The sequence below is a fragment of the Halomonas sp. B23F22_10 genome, from assembly GCF_043496975.1.
In the GTDB taxonomy this organism is placed as follows: Bacteria; Pseudomonadota; Gammaproteobacteria; order Pseudomonadales; family Halomonadaceae; genus Halomonas; species Halomonas smyrnensis.
Genome location: NZ_JBIEKF010000002.1, coordinates 15762 through 36458, shown reverse-complemented (window position 1 = coordinate 36458; position 20697 = coordinate 15762). Strand labels below are relative to the sequence as shown.

The 20697-nt window shown below is 66.9% G+C and carries 20 protein-coding genes; 12 read left to right on the top strand and 8 right to left on the bottom strand.

All coding sequences use genetic code 11. The annotated features are described in order from the left end of the window. The first annotated feature begins 12 nt into the window (after nucleotides 1-12). From serC to ACGTNF_RS04230, 6 genes are all read left to right on the top strand, one after another. Nucleotides 13-1116, top strand: coding sequence for a 3-phosphoserine/phosphohydroxythreonine transaminase (gene serC, locus ACGTNF_RS04255; RefSeq protein WP_394600576.1), 1104 nt, complete (start codon nucleotides 13-15; stop codon nucleotides 1114-1116). Between the two features lie 90 nt (nucleotides 1117-1206). Beyond that, nucleotides 1207-2298 carry a prephenate dehydratase gene (pheA, locus tag ACGTNF_RS04250; RefSeq protein ID WP_394600575.1) on the top strand — a complete coding sequence of 364 codons (1092 nt, stop codon included), beginning with the start codon at nucleotides 1207-1209 and terminating at the stop codon, nucleotides 2296-2298. 1 nt (nucleotide 2299) lies between these two features. Then, entirely contained in the window at nucleotides 2300-4702 is a 2403-nt protein-coding gene (locus ACGTNF_RS04245) for a bifunctional prephenate dehydrogenase/3-phosphoshikimate 1-carboxyvinyltransferase (protein WP_394600574.1), read from the top strand. Further along, nucleotides 4699-5388 carry a (d)CMP kinase gene (cmk, locus tag ACGTNF_RS04240; protein ID WP_394600573.1) on the top strand — a complete coding sequence of 230 codons (690 nt, stop codon included), beginning with the start codon at nucleotides 4699-4701 and terminating at the stop codon, nucleotides 5386-5388. Before ACGTNF_RS04245 ends, cmk begins: the two co-directional genes overlap by 4 nt. Before the next feature lie 177 nt (nucleotides 5389-5565). Then, nucleotides 5566-7245 (top strand): 30S ribosomal protein S1, encoded by a 1680-nt coding sequence (rpsA, locus tag ACGTNF_RS04235; protein WP_394600572.1) that lies wholly within the window; start codon nucleotides 5566-5568, stop codon nucleotides 7243-7245. Between the two features lie 318 nt (nucleotides 7246-7563). Continuing rightward, nucleotides 7564-7941: a histone-like nucleoid-structuring protein, MvaT/MvaU family gene (locus ACGTNF_RS04230; protein WP_152479119.1), complete on the top strand. Its 378-nt coding sequence runs from the start codon at nucleotides 7564-7566 to the stop codon at nucleotides 7939-7941. Between the two features lie 96 nt (nucleotides 7942-8037). Here ACGTNF_RS04230 and ACGTNF_RS04225 read toward each other — a convergent pair whose 3' ends face one another. After that, nucleotides 8038-8832: a helix-turn-helix domain-containing protein gene (locus ACGTNF_RS04225; protein WP_394600571.1), complete on the bottom strand. Its 795-nt coding sequence runs from the start codon at nucleotides 8830-8832 to the stop codon at nucleotides 8038-8040. Nucleotides 8833-9154: 322 nt separating this feature from the next. Between ACGTNF_RS04225 and ACGTNF_RS04220 the strand changes: the two genes are divergently transcribed. Continuing rightward, nucleotides 9155-9460, top strand: a complete 306-nt coding sequence (locus tag ACGTNF_RS04220; protein ID WP_394600570.1) for a hypothetical protein — start codon at nucleotides 9155-9157, stop codon at nucleotides 9458-9460. Nucleotides 9461-9500: 40 nt separating this feature from the next. Here ACGTNF_RS04220 and ACGTNF_RS04215 read toward each other — a convergent pair whose 3' ends face one another. Genes ACGTNF_RS04215 through ACGTNF_RS04200 form a run of 4 tightly spaced genes read right to left on the bottom strand, consistent with a single transcriptional unit; the run spans nucleotide 9501 to nucleotide 12133 of the window. Then, on the bottom strand, nucleotides 9501-10373 hold the full coding sequence (locus ACGTNF_RS04215) for a DNA replication terminus site-binding protein (protein WP_394600569.1): 873 nt from the start codon (nucleotides 10371-10373) through the stop codon (nucleotides 9501-9503). Nucleotides 10374-10376: 3 nt separating this feature from the next. Further along, nucleotides 10377-10607, bottom strand: a complete 231-nt coding sequence (gene yacG, locus ACGTNF_RS04210; RefSeq protein ID WP_035593542.1) for a DNA gyrase inhibitor YacG — start codon at nucleotides 10605-10607, stop codon at nucleotides 10377-10379. A gap of 43 nt (nucleotides 10608-10650) precedes the next feature. Then, entirely contained in the window at nucleotides 10651-11280 is a 630-nt protein-coding gene (gene coaE, locus ACGTNF_RS04205) for a dephospho-CoA kinase (RefSeq protein WP_394600568.1), read from the bottom strand. 1 nt (nucleotide 11281) lies between these two features. Continuing rightward, nucleotides 11282-12133, bottom strand: coding sequence for a prepilin peptidase (locus tag ACGTNF_RS04200; RefSeq protein ID WP_394600567.1), 852 nt, complete (start codon nucleotides 12131-12133; stop codon nucleotides 11282-11284). Nucleotides 12134-12309: 176 nt separating this feature from the next. Here ACGTNF_RS04200 and nagZ point away from each other — a divergent pair, with 176 nt between their 5' ends. Both nagZ and ACGTNF_RS04190 read left to right on the top strand, forming a co-directional pair. After that, a complete protein-coding gene (nagZ, locus tag ACGTNF_RS04195) occupies nucleotides 12310-13323 on the top strand; it encodes a beta-N-acetylhexosaminidase (RefSeq protein ID WP_394600566.1) in 1014 nt (337 codons plus the stop codon). A gap of 49 nt (nucleotides 13324-13372) precedes the next feature. After that, nucleotides 13373-13951, top strand: a complete 579-nt coding sequence (locus ACGTNF_RS04190; RefSeq protein ID WP_016856457.1) for a hypoxanthine-guanine phosphoribosyltransferase — start codon at nucleotides 13373-13375, stop codon at nucleotides 13949-13951. 239 nt (nucleotides 13952-14190) lie between these two features. On the opposite strand, the gene ACGTNF_RS04185 is transcribed toward ACGTNF_RS04190, so the two are convergent. Further along, entirely contained in the window at nucleotides 14191-15882 is a 1692-nt protein-coding gene (locus ACGTNF_RS04185; protein ID WP_394600565.1) for an AMP-binding protein, read from the bottom strand. An 85-nt stretch (nucleotides 15883-15967) separates the two neighbouring features. Next, the gene (locus ACGTNF_RS04180; protein ID WP_016856454.1) at nucleotides 15968-16411 is read right to left on the bottom strand and encodes a MerR family transcriptional regulator; all 444 of its coding nucleotides are present in this window, start codon (nucleotides 16409-16411) and stop codon (nucleotides 15968-15970) included. 221 nt (nucleotides 16412-16632) lie between these two features. Between ACGTNF_RS04180 and ACGTNF_RS04175 the strand changes: the two genes are divergently transcribed. The 3 genes from ACGTNF_RS04175 (at nucleotide 16633) to mmsB (ending at nucleotide 19972) form a co-directional block, all read left to right on the top strand. Continuing rightward, nucleotides 16633-17799, top strand: coding sequence for an acyl-CoA dehydrogenase family protein (locus ACGTNF_RS04175; protein WP_394600564.1), 1167 nt, complete (start codon nucleotides 16633-16635; stop codon nucleotides 17797-17799). Nucleotides 17800-17876: 77 nt separating this feature from the next. Further along, entirely contained in the window at nucleotides 17877-19016 is a 1140-nt protein-coding gene (locus ACGTNF_RS04170) for an enoyl-CoA hydratase/isomerase family protein (protein ID WP_394600563.1), read from the top strand. Nucleotides 19017-19075: 59 nt separating this feature from the next. Beyond that, on the top strand, nucleotides 19076-19972 hold the full coding sequence (gene mmsB / locus ACGTNF_RS04165) for a 3-hydroxyisobutyrate dehydrogenase (protein WP_394600562.1): 897 nt from the start codon (nucleotides 19076-19078) through the stop codon (nucleotides 19970-19972). Between the two features lie 6 nt (nucleotides 19973-19978). On the opposite strand, the gene ACGTNF_RS04160 is transcribed toward mmsB, so the two are convergent. Then, nucleotides 19979-20563, bottom strand: a complete 585-nt coding sequence (locus tag ACGTNF_RS04160) for a cupin domain-containing protein (protein WP_394600561.1) — start codon at nucleotides 20561-20563, stop codon at nucleotides 19979-19981. Between the last annotated feature and the right edge of the window lie 134 nt (nucleotides 20564-20697).

The following is a 20697-nucleotide window of genomic DNA, read 5'->3' as shown; positions in this document are numbered from 1 at the left end:
ACGACAACGCTGATGACACGCCATTTCAACTTTTGCGCCGGCCCGGCTGCCTTGCCGAAGCCGGTCCTGGAGCGCGCCCGCGACGAGCTGCTGGACTACCAGGGGCGTGGCCTCTCGGTGATGGAGATGAGTCATCGCTCCGCCGAGTTCGTGGCCATCGCCGAACAGGCCGAGCGCGATCTGCGCGAGCTGCTGGCGATTCCCGACAACTACCGGGTGCTGTTCACCCAGGGCGGGGCGACGCTGCAGTTCGCCGCCGTGCCCTACAACCTGCTGGGCCACGGCGGCAGCGCCAACTTCCTGCACACCGGGATCTGGGGCAAGAAGGCCATCGCCGAGACGCGTCACCTGTTCGGTGCGGCGCCCATCGCGGCCTCCAGCGAGGCGAACGGTCACAGCGCCGTGCCGCGCCAGGCCGACATCGCGCTGAGCGATGATGCCGCCTATCTGCACTACACCGCCAACGAGACCATCGGTGGGATCGAGTTCGACTACGTGCCCCGCGGCGTGCGCCCGGACGGCACCGAGGTACCGCTGGTGTGCGACATGTCGTCGAGCATCCTGTCCGGGCCGATCGACGTCTCGCAGTTCGGTATCATTTATGCCGGTGCCCAGAAGAACATCGGGCCGGCCGGTCTGACCCTGGTGATCGTGCGCGACGACCTGCTCGATCGTGCCTGCGCCGAGATGCCGAGCCTGATGGGCTACAAGGCGCTGGCCGAGGCCGGCTCCATGGTCAACACCCCGGCGACCTACGGCTGGTACCTGGCCGGCCTGGTGTTCCAGTGGCTCAAGCACGACATCGGTGGCCTGGCGGCCATGGATGCCCTCAACACACGCAAGGCCGAGAAGCTCTACGCCGCCATCGACGGCAGCGACTTCTATTCGAACCCGATCGCCCGGATCAATCGCTCGCGGATGAACGTGCCGTTCGTCCTCGCCGACGACCGGCTCGACAAGGCCTTCCTGGCGGAATCGGAGCAGGCGGGGCTGCTGAACCTCAAGGGTCACCGTAGCGTCGGCGGCATGCGGGCCAGCCTCTACAATGCTGTGCCCGAGGCCGGCGTGGAGGCCTTGGTCGACTTCATGGCCGACTTCGAGAAGCGCAACGGGTGAGGTGAAAGCGGGCGTCCCTTCGGTGCCCGCCTTCACGCCTGAATCTCCGTATGACAACGGGGCGTGGCCCCGAGGAAAAGGGAACCACCGATGAGTGATGCCCCCATCAATCTCGATTCGCTGCGTCAGCGTATCGACGAGCTGGACGGCGAGATCCTGCGGCTGATCAGCGAGCGGGCGGAGTGTGCCCGCCGCGTGGCCGAGGTCAAGACCCAGGGCGACCCCAAGGCCGTGTTCTACCGGCCCGAGCGTGAGGCCCAGGTGCTGCGGCGAATCATGGAGCTCAACCCGGGGCCCCTCGACGGCGAGGAAATGGCCCGGCTGTTCCGCGAGATCATGTCGGCCTGCCTGGCGCTGGAGCAGCCGGTCAAGGTCGCCTACCTGGGGCCGGAAGGTACCTTCACCCAGCAGGCGGCGCTCAAGCACTTCGGCGAGAGTGCGGTCAGCCTGCCGATGGCGGCCATCGACGAGGTGTTCCGCGAAGTGGAGGCCGGTGCCGTCAACTACGGCGTGGTGCCGGTGGAGAACTCCACCGAGGGGGTGGTCAACCACACCCTGGACTCCTTCATGGATTCCGGCATGGGCATCTGCGGCGAGGTGGTGCTGCGCATTCATCACCATCTGCTGGTGGCCGAGACCACGCGCCCGGACAAGGTCTCGCGGATCTACTCGCATCCGCAGTCCTTTGCCCAGTGCCGCAAGTGGCTGGATGCCCACTATCCTCACGCCGAGCGCATTCCGGTGTCGTCCAATGCCGAGGCGGCTCGCCTGGTGAAGACCGAGTGGCACAGCGCCGCCATTGCCGGCGACATGGCCGCCAAGCTCTACGGCCTGACGCGTCTGGCCGAGAAGATCGAGGACAGCCCGGACAATTCCACGCGTTTCCTGATCATCGGCAACCAGCAGGTGCCGATGTCCGGCGAGGACAAGACCTCCATCGTGGTGGCCATGCGTAACCAGCCCGGCGCCCTGCACGACCTGCTGGAGCCGTTCCATCGCCACCAGATCGACATGACGCGCCTGGAGACGCGGCCCTCGCGTACCGGTGTGTGGAACTACGTGTTCTTCATCGATTTCAAGGGCCATCGCGACGAACCGCGGGTTGCCGCGGTGCTCGAGGAGGTGCGCCTGCGCGCCGCCGAGCTCAAGGTGCTGGGCTCCTATCCCCAGGGCGTGCTCTAGGATGCAACGGAATGCCATGCCCGACCGGGTGCTGATCGTCGGTCTCGGCCTGATCGGCGGCTCGCTCGCCGCGGCGCTGCGCAAGGCCGGTTTCGGGGCGTCTGGAAAAGGCGCGGCCGGCTTTGGAGCCGCTGAAGGGGGTGCGGCCGGCTTCGGGGCCGCTGAAGGAGCTACGGCCGGCTTCGGGGCCGCTGAAGGGGGTGCGGCCGGCTTCGGGGCCGCTGATAAGCGTGCCGAAATCCTGGCCTGCGACCCCGATGCCGACGAGATCGCGCGCGGCATCGAGATGGGGCTGGTCGACCGCGGCGACACGCGCCTGGCGTCGCTGCTCGACGGCGTCGATCTGGTGGTGCTGGCGGTTCCGGTGCTGGCGATGCGCCAGGTCATGGCCGAGCTCGCCGACGCGGATGCCATCGCGAAGGGAGTGGTGATCACCGACGTGGGCAGCACCAAGGGCGCCATTCGCGAAGCGGCCGAGGCCGTGTTCGGCAGCATGCCGCCGAATCTGGTGCTCGGCCACCCCATCGCCGGCTCCGAGAAGAGCGGCGTGGCGGCGGCCAACTCCGAGCTCTACGTCGGCCACAAGGTGATCCTGACGCCCGAGCCGACCACCGATCCCGAGGCGCTGGGCAAGGTGCGTGCGCTGTGGGAGCGCGCCGGCGCCGAGGTGCTGGAGATGGGCGTGGAGCGTCACGACGAGGTGCTGGCCCGCACCAGCCATCTGCCGCACCTGCTGGCCTTCTCGCTGGTGGATACCCTGGCGCGCCAGGACGAGCGGCTCGACATCTTCCGCTACGCCGCCGGCGGCTTTCGCGACTTCACGCGCATCGCCGGCAGCGATCCGGTGATGTGGCGTGACATCTTCGTCGCCAATCGCGACGCCGTGCTGCATGCCCTCGACGACTTCGAATCCGGTGTGGCCCGGCTGCGCGACGCCGTCGAGCGCGGCGACACCGATGCCATGCTGGCGACCTTCGATCGCGCCAGTCATGCCCGACACTACTTCGATACCCTGCTTAACCAGACCAGTTACCAGGCGGAATACCAGATGCAAGCACAAGACCAGCTGCGCTACCGGGTCAGCCCCGGCGGCGGTGTGACCGGGCGCATCCGCGTACCCGGCGACAAGTCGATCTCTCATCGCTCGATCATGCTCGGCGCCTTGGCCGAGGGCGTGACCGAGGTCTCCGGCTTTCTGGAGGGCGAGGACAGCCTGGCCACTCTGCAGGCGTTCCGCGAGATGGGCGTGGCCATCGAGGGGCCTCACCAGGGGCGCGTCACCGTGCACGGCGTCGGCCTGCACGGCCTCAAGGCGCCGGCCGGACCGCTCTACGTGGGCAACGCCGGCACGGCCATGCGCCTGTTCGCCGGGCTGCTGGCCGGTCAGTCGTTCGATACCGAGCTGACCGGCGATCACTCGCTGACCAAGCGCCCCATGGGTCGCGTGGCCGATCCGCTGCGCGAGATGGGTGCTGTGATCGAGACCGCCGAGGGCGGCCGCCCGCCGATGAAAATCAAGGGTGGCCAGCCGCTCAAGGGCATCACCTACGACATGCCGATGGCCAGCGCCCAGGTGAAGTCCTGCTTGCTGCTCGCCGGGCTCTATGCCGAGGGCGAGACCCGGGTGCGTGAGCCGGCACCGACCCGCGACCACACCGAACGCATGCTCAACGGGTTCGGCTATGAGGTCGAGCGCCAGGGTGACACCTGCTGGCTGCAGGGCGGCGGTGAGCTGGCGGCGGCGCCCATCGATGTGCCGTCGGACATCTCCTCGGCGACCTTCTTCCTGGTGGCGGCCGCCATCACGCCGGGCGCCGATCTGGTGCTCGAGCACGTGGGCATCAACCCGACCCGCATCGGCGTGATCAACATTCTGCAGCAGATGGGGGCCGACCTGCGTCTCGAGAACGAGCGCGAGGTGGGCGGCGAGCCCGTGGCCGACCTGCACATTCGCTATGCGCCGCTCAAGGGCATCGACATTCCGGTCGACCAGGTGCCGCTTGCCATCGACGAGTTTCCTGCGCTGTTCGTGGCGGCCGCCAATGCCGAAGGCACGACCCGGCTGCGCGATGCCGCCGAGCTGCGCGTCAAGGAATCCGATCGTCTCAAGGCCATGGCCGATGGCCTCACCGTGCTGGGGGTCGAGAACCGTCTCTATGAAGATGGCATCGACATCGTCGGTCGCCTCGAAGGGCAGGGCGCCGACGGCCCGAGCTACGGTGGCGGTCGCATCGACAGCCTGGGCGACCACCGCATCGCCATGGCCTTTGCCGTGGCGGCCCTGAGAGCCTCCGACGAGATCGTCATCGACGACTGCGCCAACGTGGGGACGTCCTTCCCCGGTTTCGTGGATCTGGCCCGCCGTGTGGGGCTTTCCCTCGAAGAACAGCAGGAGGCGTCATGAGCGATCGGGCGCCGGTACTGACCATCGACGGCCCCGGCGGGGCTGGCAAGGGCACCATCAGTCGTCTGGTCGCCGAGCGACTGGGCTGGCACCTGCTGGACAGCGGCGCGCTCTATCGGCTGACGGCCCTGGCGGCCACCCGGCACGACGTGGCGCTGGATGATGAACCGGCGGTGGCGGCCATCGCCGAGACCCTGGACGTGGTGTTCCTGGCCGAGAACGGCGAAGCGCGCATCCTGCTCGAGGGCGATGACGCGACGAGCACGATCCGTACCGAGCAGGTCGGTGACGCGGCCTCGCGAGTCGCCTCGCTGCCGGCGGTGCGCGAGGCGCTGCTCAAGCGGCAGCACGGCTTTCGCCAGGCCCCGGGGCTGGTCGCCGACGGGCGCGACATGGGCACCGTGGTGTTCGTCGATGCGCCGCTGAAGATCTTCCTCACGGCCAGTGCCGAGGAGCGGGCGCATCGTCGCCAGCGCCAGTTGCGGGAGGCAGGGGTGGATGCTAGTCTATCGAGTCTTCTCAAGGAGATTCAGGCACGCGATGCGCGCGATATGCAACGCAGCGTGGCGCCACTCGTACCGGCCGAAGATGCCGTCGAGCTGGACACCACGAGCCTGGCGATACCGGAAGTGGTGGATCGGCTGACGGAGCTGCTGGCCCAGCGTGGGCTCGCCTCCGGCACCTGAGCTCCCTTGCGGCGCTCCCGGAACGATGTGATGACGTGGTCGGGCACCCAAGTGTCCCGTAAGCCCGGCCAGGTCGAACCAGCGCCAACATCCCCGGGAGCAGTCTGAAATGGCCCGTACTCGCTGGTGGTACGGAGGAGCGGCCCTGCCGCACAACGTTGATCACGTAGGAACATCATGAGCGAAAGCTTTGCTGAACTGTTTGAACAGTCACTCCAGGACATCAACATGGAGCCGGGCGCCATCGTCGCGGCTGCCGTCGTCGACATCGAGGGTGACTGGGTCACCGTCAATGCCGGCCTGAAGTCCGAAGGTCAGATTCCCGCGGCCCAGTTCCGCGACGATAACGGCGAACTCACCATCGCCGTCGGCGACGAAGTCCATGTCGCTCTGGAAGCCGTGGAAGACGGCTTCGGCGAGACCCGTCTGTCTCGCGAGAAGGCCAAGCGCGCCGAGGCCTGGAAGGTCCTGGAAGCTGCCTTCGAGAAGGAAGAAATCGTCAAGGGCGTGATCAACGGCAAGGTCAAGGGCGGCTTCACCGTCGACGTGGATTCCATCCGCGCCTTCCTGCCGGGTTCCCTGGTCGACGTGCGTCCGGTGCGCGACACCACGCACCTCGAGAACAAGGAACTGGACTTCAAGGTCATCAAGCTCGACCCGAAGCGCAACAACGTTGTCGTTTCCCGTCGTGCCGTTCTCGAAGCCGAGAACAGCGCCGAGCGTGAAGCTCTGCTCGCCACCCTGCAGGAAGGCCAGCAGATCATCGGTATCGTCAAGAACCTGACCGACTACGGTGCCTTCGTCGACCTGGGCGGCGTCGATGGCCTGCTGCACATCACCGACATGGCCTGGAAGCGCATCAAGCATCCGAGCGAGATCGTGTCTGTCGGCGATGAAGTCAGCGTCAAGGTGCTGAAGTTCGATCGCGAGCGCAACCGTGTCTCCCTGGGCCTCAAGCAGCTGGGCGAGGATCCGTGGGTCAACATCAAGGCTCGCTACCCGGAAGGCACCAAGGTGCACGCCACCGTCACCAACCTCACCGACTACGGCTGCTTCGCCGAGCTGGAAGAGGGTGTCGAGGGTCTGGTTCACGTCTCCGAAATGGACTGGACCAACAAGAACATCCATCCGTCCAAGGTCGTTCAGGTCGGTGACGACGTGGACGTCATGGTGCTGGATATCGACGAAGAGCGTCGTCGTATCTCCCTGGGTATCAAGCAGTGCACTGCCAACCCTTGGGAAACCTTCAACGCCCAGTACAACAAGGGCGACCGCGTTGCCGGTACCATCAAGTCGATCACCGACTTCGGTATCTTCATCGGTCTGGAAGGCGGCATCGACGGCCTGGTTCACCTGTCCGACATCTCCTGGACCGAGACCGGCGAAGAGGCTGTTCGCAACTTCAAGAAGGGCGATGAAGCCGAAGCCGTCATCCTGTCCATCGATCCGGAGCGTGAGCGCATCTCTCTCGGCGTCAAGCAGCTGGACAGCGATCCGGTTGCCGAGTACCTCGCCGTCAATGACAAGGGCTCCGTCGTCACCGGCCGTGTGGTCGAGGTTGACGCCAAGGAAGCTCACGTCGAGCTGGCGACCGATGTCGTGGCCGTGCTCAAGGCCTCCGAGATCAGCGCTGACCGCGTCGAAGATGCGCGCAACGTGCTGAACGAAGGCGACAGCGTCGAAGCGCGCATCGTCAGCGTCGATCGCAAGAGCCGTCAGATTAGCCTGTCTATCAAGGCCAAGGATCAGGACGACACTCGTCGCAACATGACCAAGCTGCGCGATCAGCAGGAAACCGATCAGGATGGTCCGACCACCATCGGTGATCTGATCAAGCAGCAGATGGGTCAGGACTAAGATTCGGGGCTCTGCTCCTTTAGCGAATCTTGGCTAGACCGGAGGCGCCGCCCGCGAGGGCGGCGCCTCTTTTTTTATTGGTTGCGAGTGGGTGTTTGCAGCTTCGTGGATGCCGTCTTCGGGATGTCGGCGGCATCGGTGGCAACTTGCGGGTTGATCATCATATTAAAAATGATGAATAAAGGCGCTATTGGCGTAAGTTTTATATTTAACCGTGGCCTTCAACTCTTCGCGAGTTGTTCTGTAGTTGCGTGATATGCCAATAGGCGCAATAATGTTGTGGCATTCCCGAAACTCCCCCAGACAAGGAACGATTACATGTCATCACTGCTCAGCAATTACATGCAGAAAGAACAGCAGCTCAAGCAACTCCAGGATGAACTCGATCGCCTGGAGAATGACGAGCGCCTCAAGGCCGAGCTGGAATTCAAGACCAAGCTCGAAGCCCTGATGAAAGAGTTCGACAAGAGCGCGAATGATGTCATCGAACTGCTGAACCCCAAGCCCGGTGCGGCGCCCAAGGCCGCGGCCCCCAGCGCCGGCAGCCGTCGCAAGCGCAAGCTGAAGATCTACAAGCACCCGCAGACCGGCGAAGTCGTCGAAACTCGCGGCGGTAATCAGAAGACCCTGAAGGCCTGGAAAGACGAGTTCGGTTCCGAGACCGTCGAGTCCTGGCTGGTGCGCACCGAGGACTGATATCGGCGGTAAGGCCGGGTATACGGCGAAGCTCAGCTGGCATTAAGAGACGCCGCCTCTTGGGCGGCGTCTTTGTGTCTTGGATTCAGGTCCCAGTCACAGCAGGGGAACATGCAGTTCCAGGCTGTCCTCGGTCTGCAGCAGCAGGGGAGGGTCGCCGCTGAGTGGCTCGCCGGCCCCGGAGACGCCTCGGCACGCCATGTACAGTACGGCGTCATCCAGCTGGCTGGCATGCTGCAGCGGCAGGCAGGCGTGGCGCTGAGCGGGAAGGTCGAGCATGCGGAAGGCCGGGGGCAGCGCCAGGCTGGTGCTGTGGGCCTTGAGCTGCATGCCGAGATCGAGCCGGGGCAGCGCGCCTTCCAGTGGGCGATCATGGAAGATGGCCAAGGGCGTGGCTCGCTCGAGGCGGCTGGGCAAGGCCTCGGCGCCCTCGGTGTGGCGGAGCCAGTCGCGCAGGTTGTCACACAGCCGCTGTGGTCGATACAGGCGCGTCAGCACCGCCTTGCGTGCGGGCAGTTCCCTGATGGCGTAGGAGAACCCCTCGGTCTCGTTAAGGCGGCGCTTGAGCGACACACGCCGCGCCTGCCGATAGCGACGCGGCGGCTGGCCGTACTGACGTTGAAAGGCGCGCGAAAACGCCGAATGATTCTGATACCCGCAGATGCTGGCGATCCGGCTGATATGGCAAGTCGTGTGAATTAACAGGCGTGCGGCCTTTTCGAGTCGCAGTCTGTCTCGATAGGCGCCCGGTGATAGTCCGAAGTAATCCCGGAAGCGTCGTCTGACCTGTGATGAGGAATAGCCAATTCTGCTGGCGAGTTCCTCGATGCCCTTCTGGTTGCCCAGCGTGTCCTGCAACCATATTTCCGCGCGCATCATGTCTTGGCACATGCCCGACTCCCTTGCTGCGTTGTTTCCAGTGCCTTGCGTGATGCCGGTCGTGATCGATGGCTGGCAGATCTTCTTGCCGGAATGTGGTCTGCGTGTCGGTTGATGTCGTTATAAGGCTACAGTCACTGCTTTATGCAGTCTAACGGGGGGCGAAGGCAAGTTTGCCTCCGGGTAATGAACGTTTCGGCACATAATAGGCGCCAAAAGCCACAGGATGGGTGCTTGTCGAGGGGGAGGTGGGTATAATCGTGCTGTTATCTCGCCCGGCCATGGCCCTCGTTGTCTTCCTCCTCTGGCCAGGCCTTGAACCGACTGGTTGCGAATGAAACAGCACAGATTTCAAAAACCCATGGATGAGCGTGAGAAGTTACGCAAGTTCCGTGAACTCGATGATGCCTTCGCCGAGGCGCTGCGTGAGCTCGACACTTCCGGTCCGGCCCTGGATATTTCCACCGGGTCCCCGGTTCGTTCTCCGGATGAGCCGCCTGAGCTGCCGATGGAAGCGCCGGAGAGTCGCCAGCAGCTCTTCGAGCGCCGTCTCCGGGAGTTGATGCAGGATTATGCCCAGGATGAGGACAGCGTCAGCGATCTTCTGCGGACGCTGCAGGGGCTCGGGCGCATTGCCTGACATGCCCCTGAGGCGCTTCACCTAAGATCCGGCGCGGCCCTCAGCGACGGTAGCGATAGACCCTGAGGCTCGGGAGCAGCGGCTCCTGTTCCAGTCGCTCGTCGCGGCGACGCGCCCGCGTGCGCGTCTGGGGGGGATGGTCCGGCGGCTGGTTGTGATCCGGCAGGCGACCGTCGTCGGCCGGCACGAACAGCGGCAGCGCCACGTTCATGGCGCGTCGCCGGTGGCCGTCTTCCAGCGGTTCCGTGAAGAACAGGTTGGCCCGCATCAGCGGTGCCTGGGTCTGCACCTGGGCCAGCGGCTCGCCGTCCGGAATCCCGGCCAGCTGGCGCAGCTGGATGTGCACATGCGGGGCGTCGGTATCGAGGGCCAGCAGCTTCTGCTCGGCCTCGCGCACGCTCAGCCGCTTGATGGAGCGCCCGCTCGAGTACCAGGCGAAGCGCACCCTGGCCACCGGTGCCGGGGCCAGCGGAATGCCTCGCCAGCACTGCTTGAGATGCAGTCTCGCCAGGCCGCTGCCGCGCAGATGGGTATGCAGCTCGGGATGGCGAAAGGGCAGCACCGCCTTGATCTCGGGCAGCAGCGAGGGCTCTTCCTCCCGAATCCTGGCCAGCAGGTCGGCGAAGGCCTGCTTGGCGCCGTTGACCCGCAGGGCGGCGTCCATGACCGCCGGCGTGGCGGCCACCAGTCCCACATGACTGCGCGTGCTGCGTCCGTCCTGCCCATCCTGATACCAGACGTCCAGCAACGCCTCGTGCAGCCAGTCGGCATCGGCGCGTTCGCGTCCGAAGGCCCAGGTCTGTCCGCCCTCGTCTCGACAGGTGCTCACCAGTGCCTCGCTGGCCTCGATCAGGCCGTCGAAGGCGGCCTCCAGTCGAGCCAGCAGCTGGTATTCGGGCGCACGGCTGGTCATCGCCTAGACGCCGCCGTCGCGATCGGCGCGGGCCAGCAGGGCATCGATGTCGGTCTCGTCCATGGCGGGCTCGCCGGCGATGCGGTGCGATTCGTCGGCCCAGGCGCCCAGATCGAGCAGGCGACAGCGCTTGCTGCAGAAGGGGCGATAGGGGTTGTCCTCGCTCCAGGCCACCTTGGTGCGACACTGGGGGCAGGCGACCTCGAGGGGGCGCTCGGACTCGGCTTGGCTCATGGGGATTCTCTCGGCGTCAGTAAATCGAGGAAAGGATGACGAATCAGCGCGCCGGGGGCAAACCGGAAAGCGCCCGATAGCGCCGGTCCAGCTCGGCGACCCGGGCCGCCAGGCCGGCCTCGTCGGTGGCATTGTCGAGCACCTCGTCGGCGCGGGCCAGGCGCGTGTCGCGAGGCATCTGGGCGGCCACGATGGCGCGGGCCTGGGCCTCGTCGACGCCGTCGCGGGCGGCGGTGCGTTCGATCTGCAGCGCCTCCGGCACGTCGATGACCAGCACCCGGTCGACCAGCGCATGCTGGCCCGACTCGAACAGCAGCGGCGAGACCAGCAGCGCATAGGGGGCCGGGCCCTCGCGAAACGCGGCCAGTCGCTCGAGCAGGCGCTCGCGGATGCGCGGATGGGTGACCGACTCCAGCCAGCGGCGCTCGGCCTCGTCGGCGAACACGATCTCGCGCAACGCGCGCCGATCCAGGCGGCCGTCCGTCTGCAGCACCCGGGGGCCGAAGTGTTCGACGATGGCGGCCAGGGCGGGCTCGCCGGGCTCGACCACCTCGCGGGCCACGTCGTCGGCATCCACCCAGGGAATGTCGTGCGCGGCGAAGGCGCGGGCCACGGTGGACTTGCCGGAGGCGATGCCGCCGGTCACGCCGATGATCAGGGTCGTCTCGGACATCTCACAGCACCAGATTCAGGTAGGTGGCCATCAGCGGTTCGCCGAGCAGCAGCGCCATCCAGCCGGCCGCGGCGAGCCAGGGGCCGAAGGGCATCGGCGCGCCGCGCAGGCGCGGCACGGCCAGCTGAACGATCACGCCGACGATGGCGCCGGCACCGGCGGCCAGGATCAGGATCATCGGCAGGAAGGTCCAGCCGAGCCAGGCGCCCAGCGCGGCGAACAGCTTGAAGTCGCCGTAGCCCATGCCTTCCTTGCCGGTGACCAGCTTGAACAGCCAGTAGAAGCCCCACAGCGAGAGATAGCCGGCCATGGCGCCGATCACCGCGCCCGGCAGCTGCAGCGGCTGGAACAGCAGCTGGTACAGCAGGCCGGCCCACAGCAACGGCAGGGTCAGCGCGTCCGGCAGCAGCTGGGTGCGCAGATCGATCGCCGCCATCGCCAGCAGGCTCAGGCAGGCGCCGAGGATGAACAGCCCCTCCAGGGTAGGGCCGAACAGCGCCGTCACCGCCAGCGTCAGCAGGGCGCCGGCCAGCTCCACCAGCGGGTACTGGGGGCTGATGCGCGTATCGCAGTGGGCGCAGCGCCCGCGGCGCTTCAGCCAGCCGAGCAGCGGGATGTTGTCGTGCCAGGCGATCGGCGACTCGCAGCGCGGACACATCGAACGCGGCGCGGCCAGGTGGAAGGTCGGGGTGTCTTCGGCCTCGAGCTCCAGCGCCTCGCGGGCCTCGGCGCGCCACTCGCGCATCAGCATGACCGGCAGGCGGGTGATCACCACATTGAGGAAACTGCCGAGGCACAGACCGATCACCGCAGCCAGCGGCCACAGCAGCACAGGGGGAAGATCGACAGGCAAGGGACGCTCCTTATCCGCGGGTAGTAGGGCGAGAAGGTGATGGCGCCCATTCTACGGAGCCCGCGACGACTTGTCCGGGGTCATCTATCTTCTCAAACGAGGGGGGGTGCCGCGGACTGTCGTCGGCGCTGGCTTTGGTCTAGAATCGCCTCCCTTCATCCGTCAGGAAGGCGAACATGACCCAGACGCTCGGACCGGTGATGCTGGACCTGGAAGGGACGCAGCTGCGTGATGAGGAGCGCGAGCTGCTGATGCGTCCCGCGGTTGGTGGTGTGATTCTCTTCGGCCGCAACGTCGAAGATGCGGCCCAGGTGCGGGGACTGTGCCGGTCGATCCGGCAGGTGCGCCCGGAACTGTTGCTGGCCATCGACCAGGAGGGCGGGCGCGTGCAGCGCCTGCGTGAGGGGGTGACCCGACTGCCGGCCATGGGCCGGCTCGGCCGTGAGCATCGGGCGGCGCCCGAAGTCGCCCGACGCCTGTGCCAGGACACCGGCTGGCTGCTCGGCATGGAAATGGCGGCCTGCGGGCTGGATCTCAGCTTCGCGCCGGTGCTCGACGTCGACGACGGCCAGTCCACGGTGATCGGTGATCGCAGCTTCGGTGCCGATCCCGAGGTGGTGACGCAGCTGGCCGGTGCCTTCGTCGAAGGGCTGCACGAGTCCGGCATGGCCTCGGTGGGGAAGCATTTTCCCGGACACGGTGGCGTGGCCGCGGACTCGCACCACGAGCTGCCGGTGGACGCGCGCCCCTTCGAGGCGCTGCGCGAGCGTGACCTGGTGCCTTTCGCGTCCCTGTCGTCGCGTCTCGGCGGCATCATGCCGGCCCATGTGGTGTATTCGGCCTTCGACCACCGCCCGGCCGGATTCTCGCCGGCCTGGCTCGGGATGCTGCGCGAGTCGCTGGGCTTCAAGGGCACGATCTTCTCCGATGATCTGAGCATGGCCGGCGCGACCAGCGTCGGCGCGCCCGCCGAGCGTGCCCGTCTGGCCCTGGAGGCCGGCTGCGACATGCTGCTGGTGTGCAACGATCGCGCCGCCGCCCTCGAGGTGGTCGAGGCCTGCGAGGGCCGCACCACCAAGCGCGCCGCCAAGCTGCGCTACGGCCGGGCGCGCCCCGATCTCGACGCGCTCGTGGCGCTGTCGCGCTGGCGTCGGGTGCATGCGCACCTCGAGGCCATGGCCGCCGACTGACGGTTTCCTGAATTTCGAACTCTGACTTTCGAACTACGACGAGCTGACGATGCCTAAACTCGATGCCAATGCCCTCCCGTCCCTGTCGGACATGCGTGAGGTCATGGATTCCGCCGATTGCCTGATCAGCCAGGAAGAGGTCGAGCGTGCCCTGGACCGCATGGCCGAAGAGATCGCGACCGACCTGGGCGACAAGCTGCCGGTGTTCTACTGCGTGATGAACGGCGGCCTGATCACCACCGGCCACCTGCTGACCCGGCTCGGTTTCCCGCTCGAGGTCGATTACCTGCATGCCACTCGCTATCGCGGCGGCACCCGCGGCGGCGAGCTGTTCTGGCGCGTGTCCCCCGAAGTGCCGATGGCCGGCCGTCACGTGGTGATCGTCGATGACATCCTCGATGAGGGCTCCACGCTGGCCGCCATCCTCGATTACTGCCGCGAGGCCGGTGCCGCCAGCATCTCCACCGCGGTGCTGGTCGACAAGCGTCACGATCGCAAGGCGATGCCGGATCTCAAGGCCGACTACTGCAGCCTCGAGGTAGAGGATCGCTACGTGTTCGGCTTCGGCATGGACTACAAGGGCTACTGGCGCAACGCGCCGGGGATCTTCGCGCCCAAGGGCATGTAAGCGCCAAGCAGCCAAGCAGCCAAGCAGCCAAGCAGCCAAGCAGCCAAGCAGCCAAGCAGCCAAGCAGCCAAGCAGCCAAGCAGCCAAGCAGCCAAGCAGCCAAGCAGCCAAGCAGCCAAGCAGCCAAGCAGCCAAGAAAAAACCTCCAGCAGAGTCACCTCGCTGGAGGTTTTTTCGTGGCGTTCGAGTCGGCAGGTGAGCACTATTCTGCTCGGCGCTCGGCGCTCGGCGCTCGGCGCCTACGCCAGTCCCAGCTCGTGCGTCGCCTCCTCGCGCATCTTGAACTTCTGGATCTTGCCGGTGACGGTCATCGGGAAGTCGTCGACGAACTTCACGTAGCGCGGGATCTTGTAGTGGGCGATCCTGCCCTGGCAGAAGGCCTTGAGCCCGTCCTCGTCGAGGGTCTCATCCTCGGCGAGCTTGACCCAGGCCATCACCTCCTCGCCGTACTTGTCGTCGGGCACGCCGATGACCTGTACATCCGAGATCGCCGGGTGGGTGTAGAGGAAGTCCTCGATCTCGCGCGGATAGATGTTCTCGCCGCCGCGGATGATCATGTCCTTGATGCGCCCGACGATGGCCACATAGCCGTCGTCGTCCATGGTCGCCAGATCGCCGGTGTGCATCCAGCCGGCGTCGTCGATGGCCTTGGCGGTCGCCTCCTCGTTGTGCCAGTAGCCGAGCATCACGCTGTAGCCCCGGGTGCACAGCTCCCCGGGCTCGCCGCGCGGCACCAGGGCGCCGGTGCCGGGATCGACCAGCTTGACCTCCAGGTGCGGATGGATGCTGCCGACGGTGGTCACGCGTTGCTCGAGCGGGGCATCGGTGCGGGTCTGCAGACTCACCGGGCTGGTCTCGGTCATGCCGTAGCAGATGGTCACGCCCTGCATGTGCATGCGCTCGATGACCTTGCGCATCACCTCGATGGGGCAGATCGAGCCGGCCATGACGCCGGTGCGCAGGCTGGAGAGATCGAAATGCTCGAACTCGGGATGCTCCAGCTCGGCGATGAACATGGTCGGCACGCCGTAGAGCGCGGTGGCGCGCTCCTCGGCCACCGCCGCCAGGGTGGCCTGCGGGTCGAAGCCGTCACCGGGATAGATCATCGCCGCGCCGTGGGTCATGCAGCCGAGGTTGCCCATCACCATGCCGAAGCAGTGGTAGAGCGGCACCGGGATCACCATGCGATCGGCCTCGGTGAGGTCGAGGGTGCGGGCGACGAAGAAGCCGTTGTTGAGGATGTTGTGGTGGGAGAGCGTGGCGCCCTTGGGGGCGCCGGTGGTGCCAGAGGTGTACTGGATATTGATCGGCTCGTCGAACTCGAGTTCGGCCTGTCGCTCGGCCAGCTGCGCGTCGCTGACCCGGTCGGCGTGGGTGAGCATGGTCGCCCAGCTGTGCATGCCGGACAGCGCCCGGGCGCCATCCAGGCAGATCACCCGCCTGAGGTTGGGCAGGGTGGCGCTCGTGAGGTCCGCGGGCGCGACGTCATCGAGCTCCGGCACCAGCTCGGCCAGCATCGCTACGTAGTCGGTGGTCTTGAACTGCCCCTGCAGGATCAGCGTCGAGGTGCCGGACTGGCGCAGCGCATACTCCAGCTCGTGGGTGCGGTAGCTGGGATTGATGTTGACCAGGATGGCGCCGATCTTGGCGGTGGCGAACTGGGTGATGGCCCACTCGGCGGTGTTGGGCGACCAGATGCCGACCCGATCGCCCTTGGCCACGCCCAGCGCCATCAGCGCGCGGGCCGCGCGGTTCACCGCGTCCTGCAGCTCCCGCCAGCGGTAGCGCAGGCCCTGGTGGCGGCTGATCAGGGCGTCCCGGTCGGGGAAGCGCGCGACCGTGTCGTCGAAGCAGTCGCCGATGGTCTGGCCCTTGAGAGGGGTGTCGCTGATGCCGCTCAGATAGCTGGCGTGTCGAGGCTGGCGTGGCATGGTGGCTCTCTTTGTTGTGTTATCTCGGGACATGGCGGTGTTGTCTCGGGAAAATCGGGAAACCCTGCCTCGGTGGCCGCCCCGGCTACGGCGTGTCCTCCAGCTGGCGCAGCACGTCCCGCGCCCGCTGATCCACATCGTCGATCTCCAGGCGCATCAGGCGGATGTCCTCGAGCTGGCGCTCCAGGTTGGCCCGCTTCTCCGCCAGCAGCTCCAGCAGCCGCTTGAGCTGGCGCGCGTTACCGTCCGGCATGGCGTCGTACATCATCACCACCTCGCGGATCTCGGCCAGCGAGAAGCCCAGGCGCTTGCCGCGCAGGGTCAGCTTGAGGCGCACGCGATCCTTCTCGCGGTAGATGCGCTTCTGCCCCTGGCGCGAGGGGGCCAGCAGGCCCTCCTGCTCGTAGAAGCGAATGGTGCGGGGCGTGACCTCGAAGATCTGGGCCAGCTCCCCGATGGTGTAGGTGCGCTGCTGCCGGGGTAGGGCGTCGTTGTCGCTGTCCTGTGCCTGGGAGGGCGTTCGCGTCATGTGATCGATCCTGTAGCCGGGTGGTCCACCGGCGGTTTCCCACCTCGTCCGAGAACCCTAGACGAGGTTTACGTTAACGTAAAGTGCTTGTTAGACCATGGCGGGATATGGGATAACCCGAGCCATTGCTAGGTTGGCGATAGCCGCCGGGAGGATCCCGCGGATGTGCATCGCTGGCCCGGCACTCGGCCGTTCCCGATTCTCTCGACGGAGGTGTTTCCATGGATTTTGCGCTGACCGAAGACCAGCGAGCGCTGGCCGATGCGGCCGCCGACTTTGCCCGGGCCGAGCTGGCCGATCATGCCGCCGACTGGGACGCCCGCAGCCATTTTCCCGTCGACGTCATCCGTCGGGCCGGCGAGGCCGGCTTCCTCGGCCTCTATACCCCGGAGGAACACGGCGGGCTGGGGCTGTCGCGACTCGATGCCTCGCTGATCTTCGAGCGCCTGGCCCAGGGCTGCATCAGTACCACCGCCTACCTCACCATTCACAACATGGTGACCTGGATGGTCGCCAGCTGGGGCAGCGATGCCCTGCGCGAGCGCTATCTGCCGGCCATGATAGCGGGTGACGCCCTGGGCTCCTACTGCCTCACCGAGCCGGGCGCCGGCTCGGACGCCGCCAGCCTCACCACCCGGGCGGTGCGTGACGGCGACGAGTACGTGATTTCCGGCAGCAAGATGTTTATCTCCGGCGCCGGCGCGACCCAGGTGCTGGTGGTGATGGCGCGCACCGGCGCGCCGGACAGCGGCGCTGGCGGCATCTCGGCGATCCTGGTGCCGGCCGATGCCGCCGGCATCGCGGTCGGCAAGAAGGAAGAGAAGATGGGCTGGAAGAGCCAGCCCACCTGCCTGATCAGCTTCGACGGCGTGCGCGTGCCGGTGGGCAACCGGCTGGGCGAGGAGGGCGAAGGCTTCCGCTTCGCCATGAAGGGGCTCGACGGCGGGCGGCTCAATATCGCCAGCTGCTCGCTGGGCGCGGCCCAGCAGGCGCTGACGCTGTCGCGGGACTACCTGGGCGAGCGCAAGCAGTTCGGTCGCGAGCTGGCGAGCTTCCAGGCGCTGCAGTTCAAGCTGGCCGACATGGCCAGCGAGCTCAGCGCGGCACGGCTGATGGTGCGCCACGCCGCCTGGCGGCTCGACCAGGGCGACCCGGAGGCCACCGCCCACTGCGCCATGGCCAAGCGCTTCGCCACCGACATGGGCTTCAACGTCTGCAACGAGGCCCTGCAGCTGCACGGTGGCTATGGTTATATCCGCGAATATCCCCTCGAGCGGCTGGTGCGCGACACGCGCGTGCACCAGATCCTCGAGGGCACCAACGAGATCATGCGGCTGATCGTCGCTCGCCGGCTGCTGGCCGACGGCGTCGTCGAAGGCCTGCAGTGACCCGACACCCGGGAGCGGCCGGCGGACGGCCGTCACCCTCGTACGGACTCTCTCACACGGACTATCAGGAGACAGTGATGTCGGACCCCGTGGTCAGCTTCGACGAACTCCCCACGCGCGGCGGCGGCCGGATCGGCGTGGCGACCCTCAATGCGCCCAAGGCGCTGAATGCGCTGTCGCTGGAGATGATCCAGCTGCTGGAAGACCGGCTCGAGGCCTGGGCGCGGGACGAGCGGGTGGTGGCGGTGTGGCTGGAAGGCACCGGCGGCAAGGCCTTCTGCGCCGGCGGCGACGTGGTGGCGCTGTATCGATCGCTGGCCGACGACGCGGCCCGTGACGAGACCTTCGCCACGCGCTACTTCACCGCCGAGTACCGGCTGGATCACCGCATCCACACCTATCCCAAGCCGCTGCTGGTGTGGGGCGACGGCATCGTCATGGGCGGCGGCCTGGGGCTGCTGGCCGGCGGCTTCCAGCGTGTGGTCACCGAGACCACCCTGATCGCCATGCCCGAGATCACCATCGGGCTCTACCCCGACATCGGCGCGAGCTGGTTCCTCAATCGCATGCCGCCCGGCATCGGCGCCTACCTGGGGCTGACCGGGGCCCAGCTCAACGCCCGCGATGCCCTGGACCTGGGGCTGGCCGATCGCTTCGTGCCCCGCGCGCGCCGCGATGATCTGCTCGCCGCCCTGGTCGAGGCCGACCACGGCGATCATGCCCCGGCGGCGTGCCGGCTGGCGGTGGAAGGGGTGCTCGACCGCTTCGAGGCCCGCGAGCAGGCCCCGGAGGGGCAGGTCTGGCCACGGCGCGATCACCTGCAGTCGCTGGTCGGCGAGACGAGTGCCGCCGATGCCGTGGCGCGCATTCTCGCCGACGACCGTGACGATGCGTGGCTCGCGGCCAATCGCGCGCGCCTCGCCGCCGGCTGTCCGCTGACCGCGCACCTGGTGTGGCGGATGCTCGAGCGTCATCGCCACACCGGGCTGGCCGACGCCTTCCGCGACGAGCTCGGGCTCTCGGTGCAGTGCTGCCAGCGCGGCGATCTGGCCGAAGGCGTGCGCGCGCTGCTGGTCGACAAGGACAAGACGCCGCGCTGGTCGCATGCCGATGTGGCCAGCGTGCCGGAGGCCGACCTCCAGGCGATGCTCGCCTCGCCGTGGTCGAGCGAGGCGCATCCGTTGAGGGATCTGGGCGTCGGGCAGCGGGTCGGCTGACGGCCTCCGGGCCGTGATTTTTCAGGGTTTGCCAATACAACAAGACAAGGAGCCACGCCATGAACATCGCTTTTATCGGACTCGGCAACATGGGTTCGCCGATGGCCGCCAACCTGCTGAGTGCGGGCCACGACGTCTGCGTCTTCGACCTGGTCGAGGCCGCCATGGCGGAGCTCGAGGGGCAGGGCGCCCGGCGCGCCGACAGCGCCGAGGCGGCCTGTTGCGACGCCGAGGTGGTCATTTCCATGCTGCCGGCCGGGGCCCACGTGCTCGGCCTTTACCTCGGCCGCGATGGGGCGCCCGGGTTGCTCGATGCGCTGACGCACAAGCCGCTGGTGATCGATGCCTCGACCATCTCGCCGGACGATGCGTGCCGGGTCGGCGCAGCGGCGGCCGAGCGGGGGCTGAGCTATCTGGACGCGCCGGTCTCCGGGGGAATCGGCGGGGCCAAGGCCGGCACGCTGACCTTCATCGTCGGCGGCAGCGAGTCAGGCTTCGAGCAGGCCCGGCCGGTGCTCGAGGTCATGGGCAAGAACATCTTCCACGCCGGGGACGTCGGGGCGGGGCAGGTCGCCAAGATCTGCAACAACATGCTGCTCGGCATCCTGATGAGCGGCACCGCCGAGGCGCTGGCGCTGGGGGTGAAGAACGGGCTCGACCCGGCGGTGCTGTCCGAGATCATGAAGCAGAGCAGCGGCGGCAACTGGGCGCTCAACGTCTACAACCCCTGGCCGGGGGTGATGGAAGGCTCGGCGGCGTCGCGAGACTATCAGGGCGGCTTTCTGACTGACCTGATGGCCAAGGATCTGGGCCTGGCCTGGGAGCTGGCGCTCAAGGCTCGGGCCAGCGTGCCCATGGGCTCCCAGGCGCGCAACCTGTTCGCGTTGCACAGCGCCCAGGGCAGCGGCCAGCGCGATTTCTCCAGCATCCAGTGGCTCTATCGCGCCGGTGAGTGAGCGCGCTCAGCCGTGATGCAGCTCTTCCCCGCCGTCGGAGAACGACGGCGGGGTGTTGGCGCTGACGATCACGCACTCCTCGTCGCCGACATTGCGAAAGCGGTGGGGCAGGCGCGAGTCGAAGTAGTAGCCATCGCCCTGTGACAGCACCTCCACCTCGCCGCTGACGGTGATCTCGATCTGGCCCGAGATCACCACGCCGCCTTCCTCGCCGTCGTGTTCCAGCATGTCCGCGCCGCTGTCGGCGCCGGGCGGGTAGCGCTCGTGCAGGATCGACATGCGCCGATCCGGGCGGCGCGCCGCCACCAGTCGCCAGGACAGCAGGCCATCGCCGATCTCGGTGAGCTCACTGGCCTTGTAGAAGGGCCGGGGGTGGCTGGCCTCCTCGCCGGCGAAGAAGGTGCTGATCGACACCGGCAGGGCGTCGAGGATCTTCTTCAGCGAGCTCACCGACGGGCTGACGCTGTTCTGTTCGATCAGCGAGATGCTGCTGTTGGTCACCTTGGCGCGCTTGGCGAGCTCGCGCTGGGAGAGCCCCTTTTCCTTGCGTAGCTGGCGCAGCCGTGCGCCTACATTGAAACCGTCTTCCATCGTCGTTTGTCCGCGTGCGGGTGGCGGTCCTCTGTCGGTCGGCGAAGCATCTGTCGTGCAGAATTATGGACGGATGATACCGTCTCCCGGCGGCGACGATAAGGCGCGACGTCAAAGGTCGGTCTCGGACAGGG

What these genes read in the sequence shown, in the direction of transcription:
- coaE (WP_394600568.1), bottom strand. Translation starts at nt 11,280, where the DNA reads ATGTCCGAGACGACCCTGATCATCGGCGTGACCGGCGGCATCGCCTCC.
- ACGTNF_RS04160 (WP_394600561.1), bottom strand. Translation starts at nt 20,563, where the DNA reads ATGGAAGACGGTTTCAATGTAGGCGCACGGCTGCGCCAGCTACGCAAG.
- cmk (WP_394600573.1), top strand. Translation starts at nt 4,699, where the DNA reads ATGAGCGATCGGGCGCCGGTACTGACCATCGACGGCCCCGGCGGGGCT.
- ACGTNF_RS04230 (WP_152479119.1), top strand. Translation starts at nt 7,564, where the DNA reads ATGTCATCACTGCTCAGCAATTACATGCAGAAAGAACAGCAGCTCAAG.
- pheA (WP_394600575.1), top strand. Translation starts at nt 1,207, where the DNA reads ATGAGTGATGCCCCCATCAATCTCGATTCGCTGCGTCAGCGTATCGAC.
- serC (WP_394600576.1), top strand. Translation starts at nt 13, where the DNA reads ATGACACGCCATTTCAACTTTTGCGCCGGCCCGGCTGCCTTGCCGAAG.
- ACGTNF_RS04175 (WP_394600564.1), top strand. Translation starts at nt 16,633, where the DNA reads ATGGATTTTGCGCTGACCGAAGACCAGCGAGCGCTGGCCGATGCGGCC.
- ACGTNF_RS04190 (WP_016856457.1), top strand. Translation starts at nt 13,373, where the DNA reads ATGCCTAAACTCGATGCCAATGCCCTCCCGTCCCTGTCGGACATGCGT.
- yacG (WP_035593542.1), bottom strand. Translation starts at nt 10,607, where the DNA reads ATGAGCCAAGCCGAGTCCGAGCGCCCCCTCGAGGTCGCCTGCCCCCAG.
- ACGTNF_RS04220 (WP_394600570.1), top strand. Translation starts at nt 9,155, where the DNA reads ATGAAACAGCACAGATTTCAAAAACCCATGGATGAGCGTGAGAAGTTA.
- ACGTNF_RS04225 (WP_394600571.1), bottom strand. Translation starts at nt 8,832, where the DNA reads ATGTGCCAAGACATGATGCGCGCGGAAATATGGTTGCAGGACACGCTG.
- ACGTNF_RS04185 (WP_394600565.1), bottom strand. Translation starts at nt 15,882, where the DNA reads ATGCCACGCCAGCCTCGACACGCCAGCTATCTGAGCGGCATCAGCGAC.
- ACGTNF_RS04170 (WP_394600563.1), top strand. Translation starts at nt 17,877, where the DNA reads ATGTCGGACCCCGTGGTCAGCTTCGACGAACTCCCCACGCGCGGCGGC.
- rpsA (WP_394600572.1), top strand. Translation starts at nt 5,566, where the DNA reads ATGAGCGAAAGCTTTGCTGAACTGTTTGAACAGTCACTCCAGGACATC.
- ACGTNF_RS04180 (WP_016856454.1), bottom strand. Translation starts at nt 16,411, where the DNA reads ATGACGCGAACGCCCTCCCAGGCACAGGACAGCGACAACGACGCCCTA.
- ACGTNF_RS04245 (WP_394600574.1), top strand. Translation starts at nt 2,300, where the DNA reads ATGCAACGGAATGCCATGCCCGACCGGGTGCTGATCGTCGGTCTCGGC.
- mmsB (WP_394600562.1), top strand. Translation starts at nt 19,076, where the DNA reads ATGAACATCGCTTTTATCGGACTCGGCAACATGGGTTCGCCGATGGCC.
- ACGTNF_RS04215 (WP_394600569.1), bottom strand. Translation starts at nt 10,373, where the DNA reads ATGACCAGCCGTGCGCCCGAATACCAGCTGCTGGCTCGACTGGAGGCC.
- nagZ (WP_394600566.1), top strand. Translation starts at nt 12,310, where the DNA reads ATGACCCAGACGCTCGGACCGGTGATGCTGGACCTGGAAGGGACGCAG.